The sequence below is a fragment of the Sphingobacterium sp. UGAL515B_05 genome (assembly GCF_033097525.1).
GTDB lineage: Bacteria > Bacteroidota > Bacteroidia > Sphingobacteriales > Sphingobacteriaceae > Sphingobacterium.
The window spans coordinates 2,467,484-2,491,141 of the sequence record NZ_CP109907.1 but is presented as its reverse complement, the minus strand read 5'-3'; the positions used below and the strand labels follow the sequence as shown (position 1 = coordinate 2,491,141).

At 39.9% G+C, this 23,658-nt stretch carries 18 protein-coding genes; 8 read left to right on the top strand and 10 right to left on the bottom strand.

The window, feature by feature from the left end; all coding sequences use genetic code 11:
* Nucleotides 1–196: 196 nt before the first annotated feature.
* Nucleotides 197–2,599, bottom strand: a complete 2,403-nt coding sequence (locus OK025_RS10060) for a prolyl oligopeptidase family serine peptidase (RefSeq protein ID WP_317669354.1) — start codon at nucleotides 2,597–2,599, stop codon at nucleotides 197–199.
* A 460-nt stretch (nucleotides 2,600–3,059) separates the two neighbouring features.
* Here OK025_RS10060 and OK025_RS10055 point away from each other — a divergent pair, with 460 nt between their 5' ends.
* The 4 genes from OK025_RS10055 (at nucleotide 3,060) to nrdF (ending at nucleotide 6,919) form a co-directional block, all read left to right on the top strand.
* On the top strand, nucleotides 3,060–3,293 hold the full coding sequence (locus tag OK025_RS10055) for a thioredoxin family protein (protein WP_046673718.1): 234 nt from the start codon (nucleotides 3,060–3,062) through the stop codon (nucleotides 3,291–3,293).
* A gap of 34 nt (nucleotides 3,294–3,327) precedes the next feature.
* Nucleotides 3,328–3,735 (top strand): class Ib ribonucleoside-diphosphate reductase assembly flavoprotein NrdI, encoded by a 408-nt coding sequence (gene nrdI / locus OK025_RS10050; RefSeq protein ID WP_317669353.1) that lies wholly within the window; start codon nucleotides 3,328–3,330, stop codon nucleotides 3,733–3,735.
* The gene (gene nrdE / locus OK025_RS10045; protein ID WP_070570178.1) at nucleotides 3,695–5,800 is read left to right on the top strand and encodes a class 1b ribonucleoside-diphosphate reductase subunit alpha; all 2,106 of its coding nucleotides are present in this window, start codon (nucleotides 3,695–3,697) and stop codon (nucleotides 5,798–5,800) included. The genes nrdI and nrdE overlap by 41 nt, the downstream gene beginning before the upstream one ends.
* A gap of 132 nt (nucleotides 5,801–5,932) precedes the next feature.
* Nucleotides 5,933–6,919, top strand: coding sequence for a class 1b ribonucleoside-diphosphate reductase subunit beta (nrdF, locus tag OK025_RS10040; protein WP_286769100.1), 987 nt, complete (start codon nucleotides 5,933–5,935; stop codon nucleotides 6,917–6,919).
* A gap of 73 nt (nucleotides 6,920–6,992) precedes the next feature.
* Here nrdF and OK025_RS10035 read toward each other — a convergent pair whose 3' ends face one another.
* The 7 genes from OK025_RS10035 to OK025_RS10005 form a co-directional block, all read right to left on the bottom strand.
* Entirely contained in the window at nucleotides 6,993–7,886 is an 894-nt protein-coding gene (locus OK025_RS10035; protein ID WP_317669352.1) for an alkaline phosphatase, read from the bottom strand.
* A 512-nt stretch (nucleotides 7,887–8,398) separates the two neighbouring features.
* Nucleotides 8,399–9,961: a RagB/SusD family nutrient uptake outer membrane protein gene (locus OK025_RS10030; protein WP_317669351.1), complete on the bottom strand. Its 1,563-nt coding sequence runs from the start codon at nucleotides 9,959–9,961 to the stop codon at nucleotides 8,399–8,401.
* 18 nt (nucleotides 9,962–9,979) lie between these two features.
* On the bottom strand, nucleotides 9,980–13,126 hold the full coding sequence (locus tag OK025_RS10025; protein WP_317669350.1) for a TonB-dependent receptor: 3,147 nt from the start codon (nucleotides 13,124–13,126) through the stop codon (nucleotides 9,980–9,982).
* A gap of 423 nt (nucleotides 13,127–13,549) precedes the next feature.
* Entirely contained in the window at nucleotides 13,550–15,265 is a 1,716-nt protein-coding gene (locus tag OK025_RS10020; protein WP_317669349.1) for a GMC family oxidoreductase, read from the bottom strand.
* Nucleotides 15,266–15,272: 7 nt separating this feature from the next.
* A complete protein-coding gene (locus tag OK025_RS10015; protein WP_317669348.1) occupies nucleotides 15,273–15,761 on the bottom strand; it encodes a gluconate 2-dehydrogenase subunit 3 family protein in 489 nt (162 codons plus the stop codon).
* An 87-nt stretch (nucleotides 15,762–15,848) separates the two neighbouring features.
* Nucleotides 15,849–16,508 (bottom strand): HAD family phosphatase, encoded by a 660-nt coding sequence (locus OK025_RS10010; RefSeq protein WP_317669347.1) that lies wholly within the window; start codon nucleotides 16,506–16,508, stop codon nucleotides 15,849–15,851.
* Between the two features lie 36 nt (nucleotides 16,509–16,544).
* Nucleotides 16,545–17,180: a DUF6266 family protein gene (locus OK025_RS10005; RefSeq protein WP_313184969.1), complete on the bottom strand. Its 636-nt coding sequence runs from the start codon at nucleotides 17,178–17,180 to the stop codon at nucleotides 16,545–16,547.
* A 496-nt stretch (nucleotides 17,181–17,676) separates the two neighbouring features.
* Here OK025_RS10005 and OK025_RS10000 point away from each other — a divergent pair, with 496 nt between their 5' ends.
* The 4 genes from OK025_RS10000 (at nucleotide 17,677) to OK025_RS09985 (ending at nucleotide 22,065) form a co-directional block, all read left to right on the top strand.
* Nucleotides 17,677–18,288: a fumarylacetoacetate hydrolase family protein gene (locus OK025_RS10000; protein WP_317669346.1), complete on the top strand. Its 612-nt coding sequence runs from the start codon at nucleotides 17,677–17,679 to the stop codon at nucleotides 18,286–18,288.
* 13 nt (nucleotides 18,289–18,301) lie between these two features.
* Nucleotides 18,302–20,026: a M23 family metallopeptidase gene (locus tag OK025_RS09995; RefSeq protein WP_317669345.1), complete on the top strand. Its 1,725-nt coding sequence runs from the start codon at nucleotides 18,302–18,304 to the stop codon at nucleotides 20,024–20,026.
* A gap of 75 nt (nucleotides 20,027–20,101) precedes the next feature.
* Nucleotides 20,102–20,563: a thioredoxin-dependent thiol peroxidase gene (gene bcp / locus OK025_RS09990; protein WP_312335357.1), complete on the top strand. Its 462-nt coding sequence runs from the start codon at nucleotides 20,102–20,104 to the stop codon at nucleotides 20,561–20,563.
* 32 nt (nucleotides 20,564–20,595) lie between these two features.
* Complete coding sequence (locus OK025_RS09985) at nucleotides 20,596–22,065, top strand: glycine--tRNA ligase (protein ID WP_317669344.1); 1,470 nt, start codon at nucleotides 20,596–20,598, stop codon at nucleotides 22,063–22,065.
* A gap of 94 nt (nucleotides 22,066–22,159) precedes the next feature.
* Here the strand turns inward: OK025_RS09985 and OK025_RS09980 are convergent, their stop codons facing one another.
* Both OK025_RS09980 and OK025_RS09975 read right to left on the bottom strand, forming a co-directional pair.
* Nucleotides 22,160–22,810 carry a hypothetical protein gene (locus OK025_RS09980; RefSeq protein WP_317669343.1) on the bottom strand — a complete coding sequence of 217 codons (651 nt, stop codon included), beginning with the start codon at nucleotides 22,808–22,810 and terminating at the stop codon, nucleotides 22,160–22,162.
* Nucleotides 22,770–23,600: a hypothetical protein gene (locus OK025_RS09975; protein WP_317669342.1), complete on the bottom strand. Its 831-nt coding sequence runs from the start codon at nucleotides 23,598–23,600 to the stop codon at nucleotides 22,770–22,772. The genes OK025_RS09980 and OK025_RS09975 overlap by 41 nt, the downstream gene beginning before the upstream one ends.
* Nucleotides 23,601–23,658: the final 58 nt, after the last annotated feature.

The window sequence follows — 23,658 nt, the reverse complement described above, 5'->3', positions numbered from 1 at the left end:
TGTATAATCCACTGAACCTTCAGCACATTTACTAGCGGTTCAGTAGGAGCCCACCTAGGTTCAATACTGACTTCACAGGGTTCGTATCGGATTAACGCTTATCAAGGGGGAGGGTAGCGATCCTTTAAGCGAAACTTGCGCAACAAAAAAGGTTGCTTTGTACAGCAACCTTTTTTTATTCATGTTGATTTTCACCTTATTTCTTAAGGTATTTTTCCAAAAATTGATCCTGCTCCCAAAGTAAATGGAAGATATTTTCTTTGGCGACATATCCATGTGCTTCGCGTGGTAAAATGACCATACGCACGGGAGCTCCCAAGTTTTTCAGGGCCTGAAAATAGCGTTCTGTCTGCAGGGTGAATGTTCCGGGATTATTATCGGCTCCACCATGAACCAACAAAAGTGGGGTTTTCATCCGATCAGCACTCACAAATGGAGACATGGTCATATACAGGGCTGGATCATCCCAGAAGTTACGTTGTTCACTCTGAAAACCAAATGGTGTTAAGGTCCGATTGTATGCTCCAGAACGCGCTATTCCTGCGGCAAACAATTTTGAATTGGACAACAGATGTGCTGTCATAAACGCACCATAGGAATGCCCACCCACAGCAACTTTTTTCCGATCGATATAACCCAAATGATCTACCGCATCAATTGCAGCTTCGGCATTTGCCACAAGTTGTTCAATAAAGGTATCATTTGGTTCTTTTGTTCCCTCTCCAACAATAGGGAAGGCCGCATTATCCAATACAGCATACCCCTTCGATACCCAGTAGATAAAAGAACCATAACTTGGGAAGGTAAACTCCTTCGGATTGGCCGTGCTTTGTCCAGCCGTATTTTTATCTTTGTACTCCCTTGGATAAGCCCACATTAGCAGAGGCAACTTCTCTTTCTTCGTAAAATCATAACCGGCAGGTAAATATAATGTTCCGGAAAGTTCGACTCCATCCTTTCGCTTGTACTTTAAAATCTCTTTATGAACTTTTTCCAAAGACTTAAACGGGTTTTCCAACGTGGTGAGTGTCACCTGTTTCCCCGATTTCATATTTTTCATGAAATAATTCGGATAAGTCGATGCTGACTGAAGCGAAATCAACAAATCCCCAGTTTTAGGGTTCACTAATTGGGTGATACGTTCCTGCAGTTCAGATGCTGGAGCAATATAAATGCGTTTTTTCTTCAGCGAATGCAGATCAAGCTCATCCACAAAAGGAAACTCACCATTTTTAGTAAACCCCTTACCTACAAACAGTACTTTATCCTTATCTATATACATCGAATAAGTGCCTAAACTATTTTTTTCCATATATACATCTCCCGGATCGTTATAGACATCCTGACTGTTCCGGTCATGCAATAGTTTAGATTCTCCCGAGGAAGGATTCACCACAAAAGTTTTTGCATTTCTCGTATCATACCATTGCGAATTGATCAATGCATATTTATCATTCCCCCATGTTACACCAGCGTAACGGTCTTTGATTTTAAAAATAAGCTTTCCCGCACCATCGTAAGGGTACGATAAAGTATATAAGGCATCACGAAACTCCGCAGGTTTATTCGCATCCCCGCCATCCAAGGCTTCTACATAAGCCAACGTCGCTGGCTGATCACTCCGCCAATGCCAGGCACGTTTTCCCGATCGTGTCGACGAAAAACCTTTCGGCATCACCTCTGTCAAGGCTGTCTCATTCACCAGTGCTATTTCCTTGCCCGATCGATCATAAATACGAACCTGCTGTGGAAAAGACGACACCGGAACCACGTAGGAATAAGGTTTTGTGATCGTCGTGATCATCACATACTCACCATCCGGAGAGAAACTGATCCCCGTATAAATGGCTTTATCTTTAAAGGAAGAAATCTTGCCGTCCAGATCTACAAGTTCAAGGTTGGATTGCACCAATGTTTCAAAATTCACTTCATCCTGCGGATTTTTAAGCAGGTCCTGGTATGTCCTCAACTGAGACACCTTCCCATCACTTGTTGAGACAATAGGTCCTGTCGGCAAATCTTTTGAAGGATCCAACAGTGCAGCCCTATCCTTTGGCAGGCTTGTTATTATTAAACCGGAAGAATTTCTCAGCCACTGAAATGGTGCTGTCAATGTTCCATTCAAATTGTAGGCAGTCAGCTGTTTGACATTTCGCGTTGCAAGATCAATGACAAATAAGGCCGTTCCACTCTCATTTGTATTGCTGAATGCCAAACGCTTATTGTCTGGAGAGAACACAAAATTGGCCATTGCGGCTTTTTCGGGCATCCCCGTGAAGTCGGAAAATTCCATATTTTGTCCAATTTTTTTCAAGGCAATCTTATCGAAAAAGATTGTCGAACTTTCCATGTTCGTCTTCGGATTAATCCGCAATCCAGCCAGTTTCATTTCTTCCTGGCCTAAGTCTGCCAGGCTTTTGTATGTAGGCCGGAACGTAAATAACATCCAATTTTTATCGCTTGAAATCTTTATCTGAGGGGGGCGTACATAATCGGCTAAGGCCAAAATTTCAGTAGAGGGTTTTTGAAAGGTAATGTTTTCCTGCGCTTGCGTCTGTAGCGACGCTAGAAGCAAGAGACCATAGAATAGTTTCTTCATAAATTTATTTTTCAAATTAGGGCAAAATAAGGTAATAAAATTTTCATAAAAAAGCAAGCTTTGTAGCTTTTTTATGACACTAAAATTAAACTTAAATCATTTGTAAAATAGTGGTAAAATTTACTAATTTAAAGTTATCCACATTCGCAAAACTAAGATAATCAACAATTTACAAACACTAATCTGCAGCAAACGCATTCTCTGACAAACTTTTGCCCAAAATGTGGAAAAGTCAAACTACCGCATCGAAAGAAAATATAAGATATTTGTTAAGCTAATGAAAGAATTGGCAACTCAACGAAGTTTTTAAGTATCGAAACACCGACATTTCTTTTTGATGAATTGTCTATTTTAAATGGCCAGATGAACTTAAATCTGGTCTCCCCGATTAAAATTGATACCATTAACTCCGTACCGGGTTTTTCTATAAAGATTGGAATAAAAAAATAAACAAGTAAACATGGCAAGAATTATCAAATTTGAGAAAAACGATTGTGCTCCTTGTGCACAAGTATCGGCTTATTTGGATCAAAAAGGTATCCAATATGAAACGGTTAATCCTTTTGATGAACCAGACTTGGCCGCAAGATTCAAAATCCGCACAGTTCCTACGGTAATTGTGTTGGAAAATGAAGAGATTCAACACCGTATCATTGGCTTTAAACCAGAGGAATTGGCTGCCATTGCACTTTAATAAATTCAGCGTATCATTAAAATGAAACAGTGACATGATACACATTTATTATGATTCCAGAACGGGGAACGTACAACGTTTTATGGATAAAGTAGCTCAGATAACGGGTTGGCAAATCCATAAGATCACCGCCGATTTAACGGTAGAAGACCCTGGGCATTTGGTCACTTTCACCACAAATTTTGGACAGGTGCCCGAAAACACAAAAGAATTCATGAAACGCGAAGCTAAAAATATCTATTCTGTTACTTCCAGTGGCAACCGCAACTGGGGACCGAATTTTGGTCTAGCAGCTGATCGCATTTCACAGGATTTCGACATTCCACTGGCGTTCAAATTTGAACTGTCCGGAACAATGGAAGATATTAATCAATTTATTGACATCTTAAAGAACTTTTGCGATGGTAGCAAACGAAGTAGCAAAAAACTGGATATTGCTTAATAATGAAATCATGATTAAGCATGATGACGAATTCAGCTTACATAAAGATAAGGAAGCGGTTCGTGCATATTTCTTGGAATATGTAAATAAGAACACAGTGTTCTTTTATACATTAAAAGAAAAAATAGACTATTTGGTAGAAAACAACTATTATATTGACTTTTACCAATGGTTTACATTTGAAGAAATGGAAACGGTATTCAACTATGTGTATGCGAAGAAATTCCGTTTCGAATCTTTTATGGCGGCATTCAAATTCTTCCAGAGCTACGCTTTACGTGACGATTCTGGCGAGAAGTTTTTAGAGCGTTATGAAGACCGTGTAGTTGCTGTTTCCTTGTTCTTAGCAAGAGAAGAAGGTGTTCAAAAAGCAATTGAATATGCAGAAATCATGATCAATCAAGAATATCAGCCAGCGACCCCTACATTCTTGAATGCAGGAAAGAAACGCTCGGGTGAATTAGTATCTTGTTTCCTGGATGAAATCGGCGACAACTTAAATGGTATCGGTTATGCTGTTGATTCCGCAATGAAGTTGTCTTCTATCGGTGGTGGTGTATCGTTCAATATCTCCAAAATCCGTGCTCGCGGAGAAGCTATCAAAGGTGTTGAAGGCCGTGCCGGCGGTGTACTTCCAATCATGAAGATTATGGAAGATACATTTTCATATGCGAACCAGTTGGGACAACGTCCGGGTGCTGGTGCAGTATACCTCAATATTTTCCACTCCGACATCGAAGAATTTTTAGATTGTAAAAAAATCAACGTTGACGAGAAAGTACGTATCAAATCATTGTCTATCGGTATCATCGTTCCTGATAAATTCATGGAATTGGCAGAAAAAGATGAACCCTGCTATTTGATCTACCCACATACGGTAATGCAAGAGTATGGACAATTCTTGGATGAGATGGATATGGACAAGATGTACGACGAATTGATCACGAATCCAAACGTGAAAAAGAAAAAAATCAATGCCCGTCACCTTTTAGTTAAAATTGCACAGACACAAAAAGAATCAGGATATCCTTATATTTTCTTCAAAGAGAACACCAACCGTGTCCATGCATTGAATGAAATCGGTCAGGTGAAATTCTCAAACTTGTGTACTGAAATTATGCAAGTATCCCAAGTATCCGATATTGAGATCTATGGCAAACAGGATACGATCCGGTATGGTATCTCCTGTAACTTAGGCTCCTTAAATATTGCGACTGTAATGGACAACAAACGTATCAAAGAGACCGTAAAAACGGCTATGCGTGCTTTGACTGTCGTTACAGACGTGACCAATATCGACATGGTTCCTTCTATTGCAAAAGCAAACCGTGAGTTACATTCTGTAGGGCTAGGTGCAATGAACCTCCATGGTTACCTTGCAAAAAGCTTCATCATGTATGAATCTAACGAAGCGTTGGATTTTGCCAATACCTTCTTTATGATGATGAACTATTATTCATTGGAAGCATCGATGGAAATTGCCAAAGAACGTGGTAAAACATTTGTTGGATTTGAAAAATCAGCCTACGCCGATGGTACGTATTTCAACAATTACATAAACCGCGATTACATGCCTAAAACAGCTAAGGTAACGGAGTTATTTGAAGGAATACATATTCCAACAGTAGAAGATTGGTTGGAATTAAAAGCAAAAATCAAAGAACATGGTATTTACCATGCTTACCGTTTGGCTATTGCTCCAAATCAATCGACTTCATATATCATGAATGCAACCGCATCAGTTATGCCAATTGTAGATATCATTGAGGTGCGTGAGTATGGAGATAGTACAACTTACTATCCAATGCCATACTTGACAAACGATAATTATTTCTATTTCAAATCGGCTTATGATATGGATCAATTCAAGGTCTTGAAATTGATCTCGGTTATCCAACGCCATATTGATCAGGGTGTATCTACAATTTTGCATACAAACTCAAAGGATTCGACGAGAGATTTGTCTAGATATTATATCTATGCACACAAATTGGGATTGAAATCCCTTTATTATACACGGACAAGAAAATCGACCATCGACGAATGTGTCTCTTGTTCAGCTTAATTCTGAGATTTTAGTATTTGGATATATAATGGGAGAAAGTCAAAAGTTGCCTACGCCATTGGCGGCTTTTGGCTTATCTAAAATCAACAATCCAAATACGAGATAATAAATGCCTAATACTTTAAACTAAAAATGAGTAAAACATATAAAGCTGTCAACTGGAATACCCCTGAGAACGATTATGTATTGATGTTCTGGGAACAAAATATCCGTCAATTCTGGATCGATACGGAATACATTCCTTCAAAAGATATCGATAGCTGGAAACGTATCAGCCCAGAAATGAAAGATGCGTATAAAAAAGCTTTAGGAGGATTAACCTTGTTGGATACCCTTCAAAGCCATACTGGTATGCCTAAAATCATCGATCATATCGATACATTACAGAATAAAGCTGTATTGTCGTATATGTGTATGATGGAAGCTATCCACGCAAAATCGTATTCCACTATTTTCACGACAGTTTCTACAACCGCGGAAATAAACGACATTTTCGAATGGGTTCAACAAAATAAATACCTTCAATACAAAGCAGAAACAATTGATGGCTACTACCGTGCAATCGATAAAGAGGAGGCTTCGGACGAAGAGATTTATATGGCGATGGCTGCATCCGTATTATTGGAGTCATTCTTATTCTATTCTGGATTCTTCTTGCCATTATGGTTATGTGGACAAGGTGAAATGGTTGCTTCTGCCGATATCATCAAGAAAATTATCGCAGACGAATCTATTCACGGTGTATTCGTTGGATTAATAGCCCAAGATCAATTCAAAAAATTAAAAAATCAAGATCAGGTAAAAGCTCGTTTCCTGGCCCTGCTTTACAATTTGTATGAAAATGAGTTGAAATATACGGAAGAGATCTATACTGAAGTTGGTTTAACTGCAGAGGTAAAAGAATATGTTCGTTACAATGCCAACAAAGCATTGATGAATTTGGGCTTTGATCCGATCTTCGAAGTAAAACAAGTCAACCCAATCGTATTGAATGGCTTGAATACTGAAACGACACAACATGACTTCTTCTCCAAGAAATCAACTAACTACGAAAAAGCAACGGAAATTGTCCATCTAAAAGATGACGACTTCAAAATGGATGTGGTCGTAGATATATAATATTGACGATTTGTCAAACAAAAAGCCCCAAAGAAAATTCTTTGGGGCTTTTTGTTTGACTGACAAGCAACAACTATTGTTGGAATGCTTTGATGGCCTGTCCGCGCCAAGCCGCATCAAGCGGTGCACCAAGCAACCAAGTTAACGTAGGCGCGATATCATAAATCATCAAAGTTTCCTTGATTTCTTTTCCTTTTGGCACACCAGGTCCGGTCATTACCCAAGGAATCTCCACCTCCGCCAGCGATTTACCACCGTGTCCTTTTCCGGTACCGCCATGATCCGCAGCAACAACGAAAATCGTTTCATCTGCGATTCCCGCATCCTTTACTGCCTGCTGCAAAGTACCAATACGTCTGTCGACCTGTTTTAGTTCGGCATAATATTCCGGTGTGTTGTGCCCGATATTATGGCCTACACCATCAGGTTGGTCAAAATGTACAAACATAATTGTCGGTTTCTCCTTTTTTATGATATCCACAGTGGTATTCAAAGCTGCTTCATCATCATCCTTGGTGTTAATGATTTTTTGCACGACTTTGTTGTCGATCAAATAGCCTATACCCGGCCAGCTATGTACAACAGCAAACTGTGCCTTGGGATTCTTGCTGGCAACAGCATTAAATAAGGAAGGAAACATGTCGTTTGCTGTTTTGGTCGTAGAAGGGATCTCGGGGACTTTGCTATCCCACTCGGTATATCCATGTGCGGTAGGACCAGCGCCCATAATCATGGAAGCCCAGTTTACAGCACTGGAAGAAGGTAAAACGGTGCGTACATGTGTACTATATGTCCCCTCCTGCATCATCTTTTTGAGATTTGGCATCTCTGCTTTTGGTAGAGCATAAGCTCCAAAACCGTCAAAACCAACTAAAACAACGTGTTTGATCTTTTTGCTCTGTGCCGACACAGCACTTGTGGACAGCCCCAGTACGATCAATGGTAAGAATAGATTTTTAATTTTCATCTGTATAAATTTGTTTTCCAATTTCGATGAAGCTATCAGATTTATTCATTCCCAAATGTGATTGAATAAATCATGATGGTTTCATAATATAATAACTTGGTATTCAACTCCTACACAACCTCCTCAAACTTTCATGTACCCACAATAAGATAGCCTTAACGCCTTCACGGCTAACAATATCGTGTTAGCGCCCGTTCAGAGACTGTGTATTACAAATCATTCAATATTAGAAGTTGATTTCTTCAAAAATAGAAATTTTACGTTATCTATTATGTTAAGTAAACATTATTTAATCTCTCTAACCAACATGTTACAAGAACAAAAAAATCTGCTAAAATTACTTTTAGCAGATTTTTCATTAAGCCTACGATGAGGTGCTACACAGTTGCTCTAGAACCCTGCTTTTGCCAATCGTGCATACATCTCAACAAAAGCACTTTGATCATGCAGCCATTTCGATTTATGTTGCTCTTTTAGGCTCCAGTATACGCTTCATCATAATAAATTAAAGACTATTGATATCCTGGATTCTGAGTCAGTTTATTATTACGCTGTATCTCATCAGGAGAAATCGGCCATAATAAATCGGATTCTTTAAATGTTGCTCCAGAGCCATTCTTTGCACCAATTAATGGTACGAAATCGACTTTACCAGCCTCAGTCGTTGAAATTACAGGGAACATTTTTGTACGCACAATATCATCCCACATTTTGAATTCTAATGGGAACTCACGTAGACGTTCTTTCCAGCATTCTTTCACAAAATTTTCTGCAGATAATCCTTGCAGTTCTGCCGTAAAATCAGCGACGGATTTTCCTTCTGTATTGGCACGAGCTTTGACCTTCGCTAAATAACCCGCTGCTTCCGCACTTACACCTGTTGATTTAGCAATACCCTCAGCGGCAGTTAACAATGCCTCAGGATAGCGGTAAAAATTCCAGTCTTTTGTTCCCCTCCCTGTTGTCAGCAATGCCTGTTCATCCACATAATACCATATTCCTGCATCTGTTGATGTCCATGTTTTACCGTTAATCGGATTTGTATATGACCAATGGTAGAACTGATTTGGTTTAATCCTCAAATCTTTTTTATCATAAACATTCAAAAACTGCTTGGTAGGACCAAAAACACGCTCAAATATCGAATAAGTAGTAAACACAGAAACTGCGGAAGAACTAAAAGCAGTCGCTGTTCTCGCACCACTATTATTGATAGTTTCATCAAACTCCTGTGCATATATAACCTCATCTAAATCATCAGTCTTACGCAGTAAGTTATATGCACTACTCTGCTCAAGATCAATATTTTCAGTCATCTTATGCGGAGAATTCACCACAATTTTAGCTGCTGTTGCCGCATCTGCGTATTTTCCCTCTTGCAAATAAACATCAGCTAAGAGCATTGCTGCTGCATATTTAGTAATGCGATGCCCATTCTCTGCGAATTTTTTTGCAGGCAATACTTCAACAGCACTCTTTAAATCTTGCTCGATCAGCTCATATATTTTCGCTGCATCTGTGCGCTCTATGTAAAGTGGATCAGTCAAGTTTTCGTTAGGAAGCGTATACAACGGAAGTGCCCCGAATGTTTTGACAAGGTAAAAGTAGTTATAAGCTCTAAAGAATTTTGCCTCTGCCAACAATGTATTTTTCTTTGTCTCATTTGGCATACTAATTCCCGGAATATACTTTATACCTGCATTGGCAATATTAATCGCTTTAAAACCTTCATCCCATATGGTATTCATCGTTGGCGAGATGATATTTGTATTTTGTTGTCGCGTCAATTCTCGGGCGAATAAACTAACTCGTTCTTGTCCTTCGTAGCTATTTGTAAAATAGCCAGTCAAAATAGTATTGATCGAGGCTGTAGATCCCAGGTAAGAACCGGTAGAAGAATAGCGTATTGGCGCCCCACGACGGTAAAGTGAATTTACAGTTGCTTCGGCCTGTCCTTCATTCTGATAATAACTTATTAACGATAAGTTTGAACCCGGATTTTCTTCCAAAAATTTATTACAGGATGTTGTCAATGCCATTCCGGCTAATAACAACATGATTAATTTAGTCTTCATCTTTTTAAATTCTATGAATTAAAATGTAACATTAACACCTAAAGAGAAAGTTTTCGCTCTAGGATAAGAGAAAAAGGTCATATTTTGTCCAAATTTACTCTCCCCTTGTGAGGTACTTTCTGGATCATAACCTTTAAAATCTTTTGATGTAAACAAAAATGGATTATTTGCATTCGCATAAACACGTAACCTAGATAATCCTATTCGCTTCAATGCATCAGCTTTGAATGTATATCCCAATTGCATTAAGTTTACACGAAGATAAGATCCGTCTGCAACCCAAGCATCATCCACATTGGTATCCTGTCCCGCATGCCCACCATTTGTCAGATAGATCGCCTGCTGCATTGTATTCGGATTAGAACCATTATACGCATCTGTCAGAATTTCTTTCAGACCATTGGTAATTCCAAAACGGTCGTAAGTAGAATGGAAAAATTGTTGCATGACATCCACTCCTTTTACAAATTGCAGATCTAGGGTGAAATCGAAGTTTTTATAACGCAAGTTGTTGATAAAACTACCGGTCCAATCAGGCAGTCCTTTTCCTATAATTTCCTTTTCTTTTGAGCGTTTTGCACGCCCTATATCTTTTATTTCTGCATTTCCCGCGTCAACATCCGCCTGTGTATATACACCTAACCTTCTATATCCATAGAAACTATTTAGGTTTTCACCGACACGAATAATGCTATTGGCCCCGCCAACCCAATCATTTTGTAAGATATCAGCATTGTTCTCACCTAATTTCAAGACTTTATTCTTGTTATAGTTTCCGTTCAACGATGCTTTCCACTCAAAATTCTCATTGGTTACAATTGTACCTGTAATCATCATGTCTAAACCTTGATTCTGAACAGATCCTATATTCTTATAAACCGAATTGAAGCCGGTTGCCCTTGGAAGAGGAGCCTCCAACAAAAGATCTGTAGTTTTCCGACGATAATAAGAAATATCAAAGTTTAATCGATTTTGTAGTAATCCCAGTTCTACCCCAAAATCAAACTGAGCCGTTTTTTCCCATTTTAAATCCGGGTTCGAAATTGTGTTCACAAATGAATATGGAGCCCTCGCATTATTCAACAAGATTGTTCCAGCGTCGACGATTGACAACGACTTGTAAGGGTCAATTTCGGAGTTACCTGTCAAACCGTAACTTGTATGTAATTTCAAATTACTGATTGTTTGGTTGCCTTGTAAAAATTCCTCGTTGGATACATTCCATGCCAAACCTAGTGAAGGGAAAAATGCATATTTATTGTTCTTACCAAATTTAGATGAACCATCATAACGGCTGGTTACCGTTGCTGAATAACGATTATCATAGGAGTAGGCAGCTCTTAAGAAGTATGAATTCATCGCCCATTCATTGACATTAGACTCGAGTCCAGAAGGAGTGATGCCCAATCCCATGTTATTATACTCGTAAAAATCATCCGGAAATCCCTCCGATCTCATTTTATCGTAATCATACGTTTTCTTTTGCCAGGAGAGACCTGCCATTGCATTGATCCGATGTTTATCGAATTGCTTATTATAGGTTAGATAAGTTTCTTCCTGCCAATACAATGTATTTGTATGGGTACGTTCTGCCCAGCCATTCGGCCTGGAAATATTATTTAATAGCTTTGAAGAATATCCCTTATAATCTTTTCTATGGTGGTCAATCCCCAATTGTGTTTTCAAATCCAAACCATCGGCTAGATGAAATGTTAATGCCGCATTTCCAAAAATTTGCGTATTGTAGCGCATTCGTTTTTGCAAATCCAGAATGGCGACTGGATTGGACATACCTTCAAAACCCAATTGTTCGGCTACAGTCGATGACGACGAATTCGTATAGAGACCGTCCTTATCATAAACTGGATACCAAGGAATCATCTCGATCATGGTACGACGAGCTTCCTGTCCACCGCCATCTTCTGGCGTATAACGTCCCCAAGTGTGATTAACGGTTAAATTAATTGCTGTAGATAACCAGGAAGTCGGTTTTGCATCATAAGCCATTTTTGCATTTACCCGCTTGTTCCAGGTATTATTCATGATCCCTTGTTGGTCGGTATAATTCAAAAATGCACCAACAGAAGATTTTTCATCACCTTGTTGTACATTCAGTTGATGATTATGTGAAATGGCTGTCCGCGTTGCTTCTTTTTGCCAATCCGTGTTGTACAATGGGTTACCATTGCCATCAAAATAGTTTGCATCATTAAACCAGGTCTTTTTATCCAAAGACCAAGATTTTCCCTGATATTTATTTTCATTCTCCAATCCGATCATAAAGGCATCCACCCATTCCTGTGCATTCAGCACATCCATGTAGCGTTGAGCAGAACTAACTCCGGCTGATCCTTGATAACTAATTGTTCTAGATCCGTCTTTATTTCCACGTTTTGTTGTTACCAAGATAACGCCATTTGCACCACGTGCACCATAAATGGCTGCAGAAGAAGCATCTTTTAAGACCTCAATATTTTCGATATCATTCGGATTCAACAAATTAAAATCTTCCATCACGACTCCGTCGACAACGTAAAGAGGATTGGAAGACGAGTTGATCGTAGCCACACCACGGATAACGACTCTATTTCCATACGCTCCAGGTTGACTGGAATTAGAAAAGATGTTCACCCCCGAAGCTTTTCCTCTCAGGGCATCTAAAGGGCTAAAACTCTGATCTTTGATCATGTCAGCTCCTTTAACCATCGCAATAGAACCTGTTACATCCGATTTACGCATGGTACCGTAACCTACAACGACAACCTCATCCAATTGGCTTTGATCATCGTCCAATTGTACTGAAACAGTTGCTCCGGAAACAGTGACTTCTTTGGCTTTGTAACCAATGGAAGAAACCAACAATACATCCCCCGATTTAGCATCCAATGTAAAATTACCCAAGGCATCGGATTGTGTGCCCTTTGAAGTACCTTTAACGGCGATGTTAACTCCTGAAATTGGTTTTCCAGTAGCATCCAATACTTTTCCTTTAACTTGTTGCTGCAAATGGTTTACTTCTTTTACGAAGGATTTGACTTCGAAATTGGCAGAAGTTCCGACTGCGGCATTGACTTGTTGGAAAGTACCAGCAATGACAGCCAATGAGAAAAATAACTTTGATTTTTTCCCAAGCTGCGCAAGTGATTTTACGTCAACTTTGCTCATATTAATAGTGATTTGGTTTATAAAAACGTTTTAGCAAAAAGATGCTTAAAACGTCTAGTTTAATTTAGTTTCCCTTAATTGATCGTTTTAAAATCGAACCGCTTTCTTAAAATTGCTTGTTAAACTCCCCTTGCTTTCATTTAACAGAAAACATCAGGTCTCAAAATGCTTATGGGATTATTACCAGATAGCATTTGCAATAAAATAAGCTAAATCGCTTTTGCATTTGTTGTAAAATTTTTTGGTTTCCCTATTTTGGTTTTTTAATTGTCTTTTTTTATTACTTATTGGTTCTTTAATTGTTTATTCGTTGTTATTCCCCTTTTGGTTTTTATTTCTTGGTTTAGGGTGTTATTAAGTTGGAAAGATAACACTTTAATTTTACTGGGGAAAGATTTATTTTCAAAACCTTTCCCCAGCACATTAGATATTTCCTTTCTTCATTTCGCTAATCGCATAATCGACAGATCGAGCCGAAAATGCCATATAGGTCAATGAAGGATTTTGTGTTGATGTCGAGGTCATACTTGCACCATCTGTGACAAAAACGTTTTTCACCGCATGCATCTGATTCCATTTATTCAATACCGAAGTTTTCGGATCGTGCCCCATACGTGCACCGCCCATTTCATGGATATCCAAACCTGGAGCCTGCCAGTGTGTATCCGGACGAATGTTTGTGAAGCCAGCATCCGTAAACATCTCCGTCATGACAGCAATGTAATCCTTTTTCATTTTTTCATCATTCTCATCATAATCGACAGCAATTTTCAACAAAGGAATACCCCAGTCATCTTTTTTATTGCTATCCAATGAAACCATTCCCGATTCTTTTGGTATCGTTTCACCCATCATGTGAGATCCAACCTGCCAAACACCTAATTTAGGATTCAACAAATTGTTTTTCAGATCTAGCCCTAAGCCCGAACGATCGGACTCTTTACTACGCGAAGCTCCGAACCCGGCAGCATAGCCCCTTAAAAAGTCCGTTTCCTGTTTGTGCAAGTTTCTGAAACGTGGAATATACCCTCCACCTGCGGGATTCCGTCCTTCGGCCGTAAAATCCAACATTCCTTCATACTCCGCATAAATGCGTGCACTATAGTTGTGAAAGGCCACATATTTTCCGAGCACACCGCTATCATTACCCAAACCATTTGGAAAACGGTTCGATTTAGAATTCAATAAGATCAAATTAGTATTGATTGCAGCCGCATTAACAAAAATCAATTTGGCATAAAAATCAATTTCCTCTTTGGTATTGGTATCAATAACACGTACACCCACTGCTTTTCCCTTTTGTTCATCATAAAGGATCGAATGAACAACCGAAAATGGGCGTAAAGTCATATTTCCAGTCTTGGCGGCCCAAGGAATTGTCGTTGCATTGGAGCTGAAATATCCACCAAAAGGACATCCGCGCTGACAAAGTACCCGATTCTGACATTGTACACGTCCTTGCTCGATGTGAATCTGATTTGGCTTAGACAGGTGTGCACAACGTGCTGAAATCACTTTGCGCTCCGGAAATTTCTTTTGAACGCTTTCTTTAAAATACTTCTCGACAATATTTAAGGGGTATCCAGGCAGAAACTCGCCGTCGGGCAATTCAGGAAGTCCATCATAATTACCGGCAATACCGGCAAATTTCTCGACATAAGCATACCAGGGTGCTAAATCAGCATAACGTATCGGCCAATCTACAGCAAAACCATCTCTCGCAGGGCCTTCGAAATCAAAGTCAGACCAACGTTGCGTCTGTCTCGCCCATAATAAGGACTTTCCACCAACTTGATAGCCTCTGATCCAGTCAAAAGGTTTCTCCTGAATATAAGGGTGCTCCTTGTCCTTTACAAAAAAATGTGCCGCATCTTCGTGAAATGCGTAACATTTACTGACAATCGGATTTTCTTCCTTTACTTTGAAAGGCATTTCATTCCGATGTTCAAACTCCCAAGGCATCATATTGGTGGTTGGGTAATCCTTGATATGTTGTACATCACGTCCACGTTCCAAAACCAATGTTTTCAAACCCTTCTCACACAACTCTTTTGCGGACCAACCGCCACTAATTCCCGAACCGATCACGATCGCATCGTAGGTTCTGTTTTTTTCACTGTCAATATTTAAATTTGCCATGTGCTATTTACGCCTTAACTTTTACCGCACCATTGTACGGGCCTGGAATAAGTTTATAGATCACCTTATTCTTCATCACGAATTCCGAGTTCATATACCCCTGAATTGCACGCGATTTGAAGGTCTCAAAAAAAGCCTTCTCGTCAGTTTGGTCTTTTAATCCCGCCAAAGTGGTCTCCGTCTCTTTGCTATTTTTTAAATTCAACTGTTTTCTCAATTTGTTGAAACCAGCGACAAATTTAGCCTGATTTTCTGGCGACTCACAATCATCCACCATTTTGATAACGAAAAGATGCAGGTTCAATTCCTTTCCTCCTGGTGTATCCGATTTCGGAATCAGGATATCAGCCAGATCGCCCAAAAATTGTTCATCTTCCGCCGAAATCTTCAGCTTATTTAATACAATTGATGCACCTCCATCATTCAGACAGGATGACAAAATTGTCAGTCCGCCAGCTATAATGAAAAATTGCTTTATTGCGGTTCTACGGTTCATAATCAGAGTTCCCTTTACAATTCGGTAATATTACATATATCCGAATAAAAATACAAATGCTAAATCGATTAAATTATTTTACAACCCTCAAATCCATTGCGCCAACAGGTCTTTTGCCTCAGATAAGTTTTCCACAATGTTATCAACAGCTGTTAGTCTAGCGCGCTCTACCTCCTGTTTCGTAACTGCAATCAACTGCGTCCCTGCTCCCAATGCCGATGTACTTCCTGTCGATGTATCTTCGATAGCCACACAGCGGTCTGCTGGTAGACCCAGATTTTTCAAGGCCAAACGATAGGGTTCCGGATTGGGTTTTGGCAACTCCACACACTCACGCGTGACAAAAAACTCAAAATAATCCAAAAGCTCATGCTTGCCCAAAACAGTATCGACCGTACTTCTATAACTCGAGGTTACAAGCCCGATACGGATATCTTCTGCTTTCAAAAAAGCTAAAATTTCTCGCGCTCCAGGCATCAATTCTATATCGCTCATATTAGAATCGGCATAAGCAGCACGTGTACGCTTCCACATATGTTCTTCCGTCACGTCGTAGCCATAGTCCTCGGTAAGACGCTTGACATTATGTGCTAAAGTATGTCCAGCAAAATCGCGAATCCAATCTTCATAGTTGATCTGAAGGTTAAATTCCTGTTTTAAGATAGGTGCCCAGTTTTTGAAATAGAAATATTCCGAATCAATTAACGTACCGTCCAGATCGAACAATACCGCCTGTATTTTATTCATAGTGTTAAAGATACACAAGTAGGTGGAAAAATCCTATTAAATGACGCCACAATAGGTAGAATTTGAGAATGCACCATGATAGGTATCCCAAAAACCGATGTAGACATGATAATCAAATTTATCCTTTCTAAATGTCGCGATGTCAACCGTACATTCCCCCTGCGCCGCATCCGCGATGGCCATTTTGAGGTCGCCCTCTCGATCTAAACTAACTAAGGCCAAATTTAATTTAAACATGCTATCCCCGTATTTCGGATTCGGTATCCACGATAATTTCAACAGACCGTCTTCCCAACGGGCCAGAACACCTTCGGGTGAGACGAGCTCCCCGACAAATACCTGCACTTTTTCCATATTAATAACTGGTTTATTTTCGACATCCACATCAAGCGCATTTTTGAAAATATGCTGCTGTGCAAGTTGAAATTTCCCTCGTCCGGAGTTTTTAGTTTCTTCAAATTGATACCCAAAGTTGACAATAGGCTTTATCCAGCCACAAAACTCACTTACCAATTTTATTTTCTGACGATGCGCCAGTTGCGCGGCAGTTGGTGGTTTCGTACTTTTCTTCCTCGCCCCCCGTATAACACATTTTCCATTGAGATTGTAGCCATATACTGAACCTACTTTGCCTCGAAAACCACCATTTGGACCATCTTCTAATATTGCCATTTTTAAACCTTTTTATTGTAATTGCGGGATCTATTTTACACCCTAACAAATAATAGTTATCAATGTTTGACTTAGTTTAGCAATAAATTAGAATTTAGCTAGGTTTAAGTTAGGGTTTATTTAGGTTATACCTAAACAAACCCTAACTAAACCCTAAGCTAACCCTAACTAAACCCTATGTAAATAGTTAATTTGATAATATGTATAAAAACAGTTGTTTTCCTTCATTTTTGGATAAGCTTTAGACATTTATTAAGTTTGTTGTGGTAAACGAAAACTAAAGTATACCGAGTATGGATGCACGACAAGCTTTTAGAAGATAGCCATATCGTTCCTCACATGACGTTCGTTAGCATTGCGCATTCCGGCCAAGTGAAGGTCGCTCACAAATGGCCTATAGTACTTTCGAATACCGCCTCAAACGTACACGCAATGAAAACCGAACTCATGAGTTCGCAAGAAATCTGAAAGCTTCATTGCCTTAAAAATTTATATCATGAAAATAATTGCAATCGGTCGCAATTACATCGACCACGCGAAAGAGCTCAATAATCCTGTTCCTGAAAATCCCATTATATTTTTAAAACCTGATACTGCGGTATTAAAGGATAACAAAGATTTCTATTATCCGGAATTCTCCAAAAATATTCAGTTCGAAACCGAAGTTGTCCTCCGGATCTGTAAAGAGGGAAAACATGTGACACCAAAATTTGCATCAACTTACTTCGATGCTGTCGGCCTGGGAATTGACTTCACCGCGAGAGATGTACAACAAGAACTAAAAGCAAAAAGCCTTCCCTGGGAACTGGCAAAAGCATTTGACCATTCTGCAGTGATCAGCAACTTGATTCCTAAAGAGGAGCTAACAGACGTGAATTCGATTGATTTCTCCCTGCAGCAAAATGGGCAAACAGTTCAGCAGGGAAATACCAAGGACATGATTTTCTCCTACGAAGATCTGATTGTGTATACCTCCAAATTTATTACCCTCCGCAAAGGGGACCTCATTTACACAGGTACGCCTGTCGGTGTCGGCTCTGTAGCCATCGGCGATTTATTGGAAGGGTTCATCGGCGAACAGAAGATGTTTAGCTGTAAAATTAAATAAGCTGCAACATCCTATGACAAAAAAAAGAATTGCATTACTGGCTCTCCTCACTGGTATGGCAGGTTTGAGCCAGGGACAAGATATTATCAAAAGCCGTAATTATCCACAAAATTATTTTGTACGGCCCATGGACATAGCGCCGCAGGCTTCAGGATCGTTCGGCGAATTGCGGGCAACGCACTTCCACGGCGGAGACGACTATCGGACACAACAACGTATCAATATTCCCGTGCATGCGGCGGCGGAAGGTTTTGTATCCCGCGTCAGGGTGCAGATAGGTGGTGGTGGTAATTACGTTTATATTGATCACCCCAATGGTTATACCTCGGTATACATGCACCTAGAAAGTTTCAACTCGGATCTTGCTAAAATCATCAAAGATGAGCAGTACAAACAGAAACGTTTTGATGTCGATGTATTCCTCAAACCGAACCAGGTCACTGTAAAAAAAGGGGAGTTTATTGCAAATTCCGGCAATACAGGTGGATCTGCAGGTCCGCATCTTCATTTTGAAATCCGTGATACAAAAGCGCAGCTACCACTCAATCCACAATTGTTCGGACTGCTCTTTCCGGATGGTGTAAAACCGATCATCCGCGGCATGACGGTCTATGATTTAGGCTCCGAGCTATTTGATGAAAATACGCCCCGTAGACATCAAACCATCAAATCTGTTGGCGGAGGCAATTATAGTTTAGCAACAAACGCCCCCATCTCTGTGAATGGCACCTTTGGGCTAGGCATTAACACTGTCGATAAACGTAGCGGTATCTCATTTACGTATGGTGTCTACTCGATCGAACTTTTCTTGGACAACAAAAACATCAGTACGGTGCTGTTTGAATCAATCCCTTTTGATCAGACCCGTGCGATCCAGTCTTATGTCGATTACCCCTACTTAAAAAAATCCGGTGTACGCGTTCAAAAAAGTTTTAAAGATCCAAACAATCCGATCAACATCTATAAACACCTGGACAACCTGGGAAAAATCGAATTGAAAGACAATGAGGTCCATGACGTCAAATATGTTGTCAAGGATGTGCAAGGGAATACGAGCGAATTGAATTTTATAGTCCAGAATAACCCTTCACTTTCAATTAGTCGCACAAATGGGGTCGGCTTAAAAATGTTCCACTATGCTGACGAGAACAAATATGAAGCGGAGAATGCCCGGGTTTATATGAGCAAAAATATATTGTATGACGACCTTTACTTCAATTATTCGCAGGGAGCAAAACCTGCAAAAGGCTACTCGGCAATACACTATATCCACAACGCTTATACACCGGTCTTTGGATATTACAAGCTCATGATCAAACCAGACTACAGCTTGTCTGAAAATCTTTATGACAAGGCTTTGATTGTTTCTTCCGACGGTGGAGCACAGGGAGGTAAATATGAAAACGGTTGGGTCGTGGCCAATGTACGCGAGTTTGGCGGTTTTTATGTTGCTGTTGACACCATTGCACCGAATATTGTGGCACGTAACCTGACCGACGGAAAGAATGTGAGTGGACAGCAATCCATTGACTTTACAATCAGCGACAATCTCTCAGGAATAGATACTTTTGACGCTTATATTGATGGAAAATGGGCCTTGATGAAATATGATCCTAAAACGAGACATATCTGGCACGAATTCGAACCCGACTTAAGCAGTGGCCGACATGCGTTTAAACTCGAAGTGAAAGACAACAAAGGGAATTTAAAGACATACGAAGCTTCTTTTATAAGGTAGACCCTTAATTTTTGGCAATAAATCAGGCGGTTCAAGAGATTAATCGTATCTTAATCAAACTAAATACAAGGTAATATGGCAACACTAGAAATAGGACAAAAAGCACCGGATTTCAGTGCAAAAAATCAAAATGGTGAAACAGTCCATCTTTCAGATTTTAAAGGGAAAAAAGTTATTTTATATTTTTATCCAAAAGACAATACACCGGGCTGCACCACGGAGGCCTGTAATTTCAGAGACAATTATCAGTCTTTGAAAAAAGATGGTTTTGAAATCATAGGCGTAAGTGTGGACGGCGAAGCATCGCACCAAAAATTCATCAGCAAACATGAGCTTCCTTTTCAGCTGCTTGTAGATGAAGACAAGAGCCTTGTAGAGGCCTATGGCGTATGGGTCGAAAAGAACATGTATGGCAAAAAGTATATGGGCACAGCACGCACCACTTTTGTGATTGATGCAGATGGCATTATCCAGCATATCATTAAAAAAGTAGATAACAAAAATGCTTCCCAGCAGATCCGTGATTTAGGCGTTTAAAATCTAAATACTAATATCTATATTTGCCACTTATGAGCAAACAAACAGACGACTTTTTCAAAAGTGTAGTATCACACGCGAAGGAATACGGTTTTGTATTTCAATCGAGCGAAATATATGACGGATTAAGTGCCGTCTACGATTACGGGCAATTAGGTTCGGAATTAAAAAACAACCTAAAGACTTATTGGTGGAAATCCATGGTGCAATTGCACGAAAACATTGTTGGTATTGATGCCGCAATTTTCATGCACCCGACAACATGGAAAGCCTCTGGTCACGTTGATGGATTTAATGATCCGATGATCGACAATAAGGATTCAAAAAAACGCTACCGTGCCGATCAATTGATCGAAGATAAAATTTCACGTTATGAAGCAGATGGTAAGACAGCAGAAGCTGCTGCATTATTAGACGCTTTGAATACCGCATTGAATGCAGACGATTTAGCTGGACTAAAAACCATTATTGAAGAACACAATATCGTATGTCCGGTTTCAGGTACCAAAAACTGGACTGAAGTACGTCAATTCAATTTGATGTTTGCAACTCAGATGGGTGCTATGGCCGATGGCGCAGATCAAGTTTATCTTCGCCCCGAAACTGCACAAGGTATTTTCGTCAACTTCCTGAACGTTCAAAAAACAGGACGTATGAAAATTCCTTTCGGTATCGCCCAAATTGGTAAAGCTTTCCGTAACGAAGTAATTGCACGTCAGTTTATCATGCGTATGCGTGAATTCGAGCAAATGGAAATGCAATTTTTCTGCCGCCCGGGTACTGAATTGGAATGGTATAACAAATGGAAAGAGACACGCTTGAAATGGCATTTGGCATTGGGCTTCGATCCTTCAAACTACCGTTACCACGACCACGATAAATTAGCGCATTACGCAAATGCTGCAGTTGATATTGAATTCAACTTCCCATTCGGATTCAAAGAAGTTGAAGGTATCCACTCGCGTACAGATTTTGACTTGAAACAACATCAGGAATTTTCTAAAAAGAAAATGCAATATTTTGATCCTGAAATCAATCAAAACTACATTCCTTATGTAATCGAAACGTCAATTGGATTGGATCGTCTTTTCTTAACTGTATTATGTAACGCTCTGGTAACAGAGGATCTTTCTACAGCAGAAAAACAAGATTCTCGTGTCGTATTGAAGTTCCCACCAGCATTGGCACCGGTAAAAGCTGCAATTTTACCATTGACCAAAAAAGATGGTTTACCAGAAAAAGCACGTGAAATCCTAAATACGCTAAAATTGGATTACAACGTTCAATATGACGAAAAAGATGCAATCGGAAAACGATACCGCCGTCAAGACGCAATCGGAACACCAATCTGTATCACAGTTGATTACGATTCACTGGAAGATAATACCGTTACCATCCGTCACCGTGATACAATGGCACAGGAACGTGTCGCCATTGCCGATCTTGAAAAAATATTGAATGACTTGGCTGGTTGGAATACCCTGCTTAAAAAATTAATATAGTCAAAATCGCTATAAAAGAAAAAGGTGTCCAGCAGTGGACACCTTTTTTGTGTTGATAGATGTAGGAGGCTAGATGCTGTATGAAAAGCTTCGACTAGTATTCTATCACAATATTGTCGTCCCAATGCTCGTTCTTCACGACCTGAAAACCTAGATTTCCGTTGGCGGTCTCCAGCAATTTGCCCTTAAACTGTATTTGGACATTATTTCGGATTTCACTCCCCAATTCAAATGTACGCAGCAATTTACCTTCCCTGAAAACACGGAACTGATATTTAATCGCGGTATTATCGCGATAATAGCCCATAAATTGATTAAAAGTAAAGCTTTGATTCGCCGCTGTAAAATGTGGGAAAACCGTCAGCACACTTTTATCGAACTGATCGCTACTTCGCGTCATAAAAGGATAATAATGAAATACCGGATGAAGCTGCTCCACCTGAATACTATCGATCACGCTCAGGTCTTCGCTGTCTGTAAAGGTCAATTTGACCTCGCTATAGATCCGGTTTAAGTTCAATACCCGTTCTGTAGCCCCTTTAACCTCAAAGGTATCCCGACCGGCAAATAGCTCCGCAGCTCGTTCCGCAAAAGAATTCGTAACATAAAAGTGTTCAAAGTCCGTAGCCTCAGCCATAATCAGCGGCAATGTTGAGTTTTTAGCAATCAGACTCAGGTAATAGCTTCCATTTGGCAATTCGACATCAAAAGCTTCCTGCGAATCTAGCACCCCTGATTTGACCATCGCCTTTGGATTTTGCATCGAATACATGGTAGTAAAATTTGCTGGGTAAAGCCGCAGGGTTTACTTGTCCATAAATCATCAGGTTATCCATCTTAAAAGTACCTGTCGTTGGACTGTAGCCTGCTCCCCCATCCCTGCTACCCGCAAATAATGAGATTTTCAACCAAAGCTCTTTACTGTTACCGAGTGAAATATTGCCCAATGATGCGCTCACAGGGATTTTAGCTGACTGGTTCAGATTCGGCGGATATTTAATTGTGTCTGAGAGCTCCGAAAAACTATTCCCCTTATCCAGCGAGTAACTCAGGAGCAGTGCTCTTGGCCCCGTATTCGAACTATTGCAATCGAATACCCAACTGCCTAAGGATAGGATACCTGTAGCAGGAATTTTGACCAGGATCTCCTTACCGCCTTTGAAACTAATGGCCTTTCCCGTTGCAGGCCAGCCGCCTAAAAAATCATAGTTCTTTTTTCCATTGTCATAGTCGATCACAACAGCTTCATCAAGGGCGTTTTCTGGAACGGCATTGCTGTTGTCAAAGGTCCAATGATACAGCAGCTGGTCTTCGGATGTAGCTCCACTATGGGCAGCTCGTTTTGCATTGGATGATTGTTTTTTTAGGGGAGTAACAATCGCTTCAAAATCCTTGATTTTGAATTTTACCGCATGAATTGTTTCATTGTTTTCATCGGGAAGTTTTGCGTGTTTTTTGCACGAAGGCATTGCGGCTAAAACCAGGATGAATACACATGAAAAAATACACCAAGTCGACTTGGATTTTTTCTTCATAAATATAAATGATTATAAGTTAATTAACCGGCAGACTAAAATTAACTTATAAATCATT

Coding starts and splice junctions, on each gene's coding strand:
- OK025_RS10060 (WP_317669354.1), bottom strand. CDS start 2,599: ATGAAGAAACTATTCTATGGTCTCTTGCTTCTAGCGTCGCTACAGACG.
- OK025_RS10055 (WP_046673718.1), top strand. CDS start 3,060: ATGGCAAGAATTATCAAATTTGAGAAAAACGATTGTGCTCCTTGTGCA.
- nrdI (WP_317669353.1), top strand. CDS start 3,328: ATGATACACATTTATTATGATTCCAGAACGGGGAACGTACAACGTTTT.
- nrdE (WP_070570178.1), top strand. CDS start 3,695: ATGGTAGCAAACGAAGTAGCAAAAAACTGGATATTGCTTAATAATGAA.
- nrdF (WP_286769100.1), top strand. CDS start 5,933: ATGAGTAAAACATATAAAGCTGTCAACTGGAATACCCCTGAGAACGAT.
- OK025_RS10035 (WP_317669352.1), bottom strand. CDS start 7,886: ATGAAAATTAAAAATCTATTCTTACCATTGATCGTACTGGGGCTGTCC.
- OK025_RS10030 (WP_317669351.1), bottom strand. CDS start 9,961: ATGAAGACTAAATTAATCATGTTGTTATTAGCCGGAATGGCATTGACA.
- OK025_RS10025 (WP_317669350.1), bottom strand. CDS start 13,126: ATGAGCAAAGTTGACGTAAAATCACTTGCGCAGCTTGGGAAAAAATCA.
- OK025_RS10020 (WP_317669349.1), bottom strand. CDS start 15,265: ATGGCAAATTTAAATATTGACAGTGAAAAAAACAGAACCTACGATGCG.
- OK025_RS10015 (WP_317669348.1), bottom strand. CDS start 15,761: ATGAACCGTAGAACCGCAATAAAGCAATTTTTCATTATAGCTGGCGGA.
- OK025_RS10010 (WP_317669347.1), bottom strand. CDS start 16,508: ATGAATAAAATACAGGCGGTATTGTTCGATCTGGACGGTACGTTAATT.
- OK025_RS10005 (WP_313184969.1), bottom strand. CDS start 17,180: ATGGCAATATTAGAAGATGGTCCAAATGGTGGTTTTCGAGGCAAAGTA.
- OK025_RS10000 (WP_317669346.1), top strand. CDS start 17,677: ATGAAAATAATTGCAATCGGTCGCAATTACATCGACCACGCGAAAGAG.
- OK025_RS09995 (WP_317669345.1), top strand. CDS start 18,302: ATGACAAAAAAAAGAATTGCATTACTGGCTCTCCTCACTGGTATGGCA.
- bcp (WP_312335357.1), top strand. CDS start 20,102: ATGGCAACACTAGAAATAGGACAAAAAGCACCGGATTTCAGTGCAAAA.
- OK025_RS09985 (WP_317669344.1), top strand. CDS start 20,596: ATGAGCAAACAAACAGACGACTTTTTCAAAAGTGTAGTATCACACGCG.
- OK025_RS09980 (WP_317669343.1), bottom strand. CDS start 22,810: ATGGTCAAATCAGGGGTGCTAGATTCGCAGGAAGCTTTTGATGTCGAA.
- OK025_RS09975 (WP_317669342.1), bottom strand. CDS start 23,600: ATGAAGAAAAAATCCAAGTCGACTTGGTGTATTTTTTCATGTGTATTC.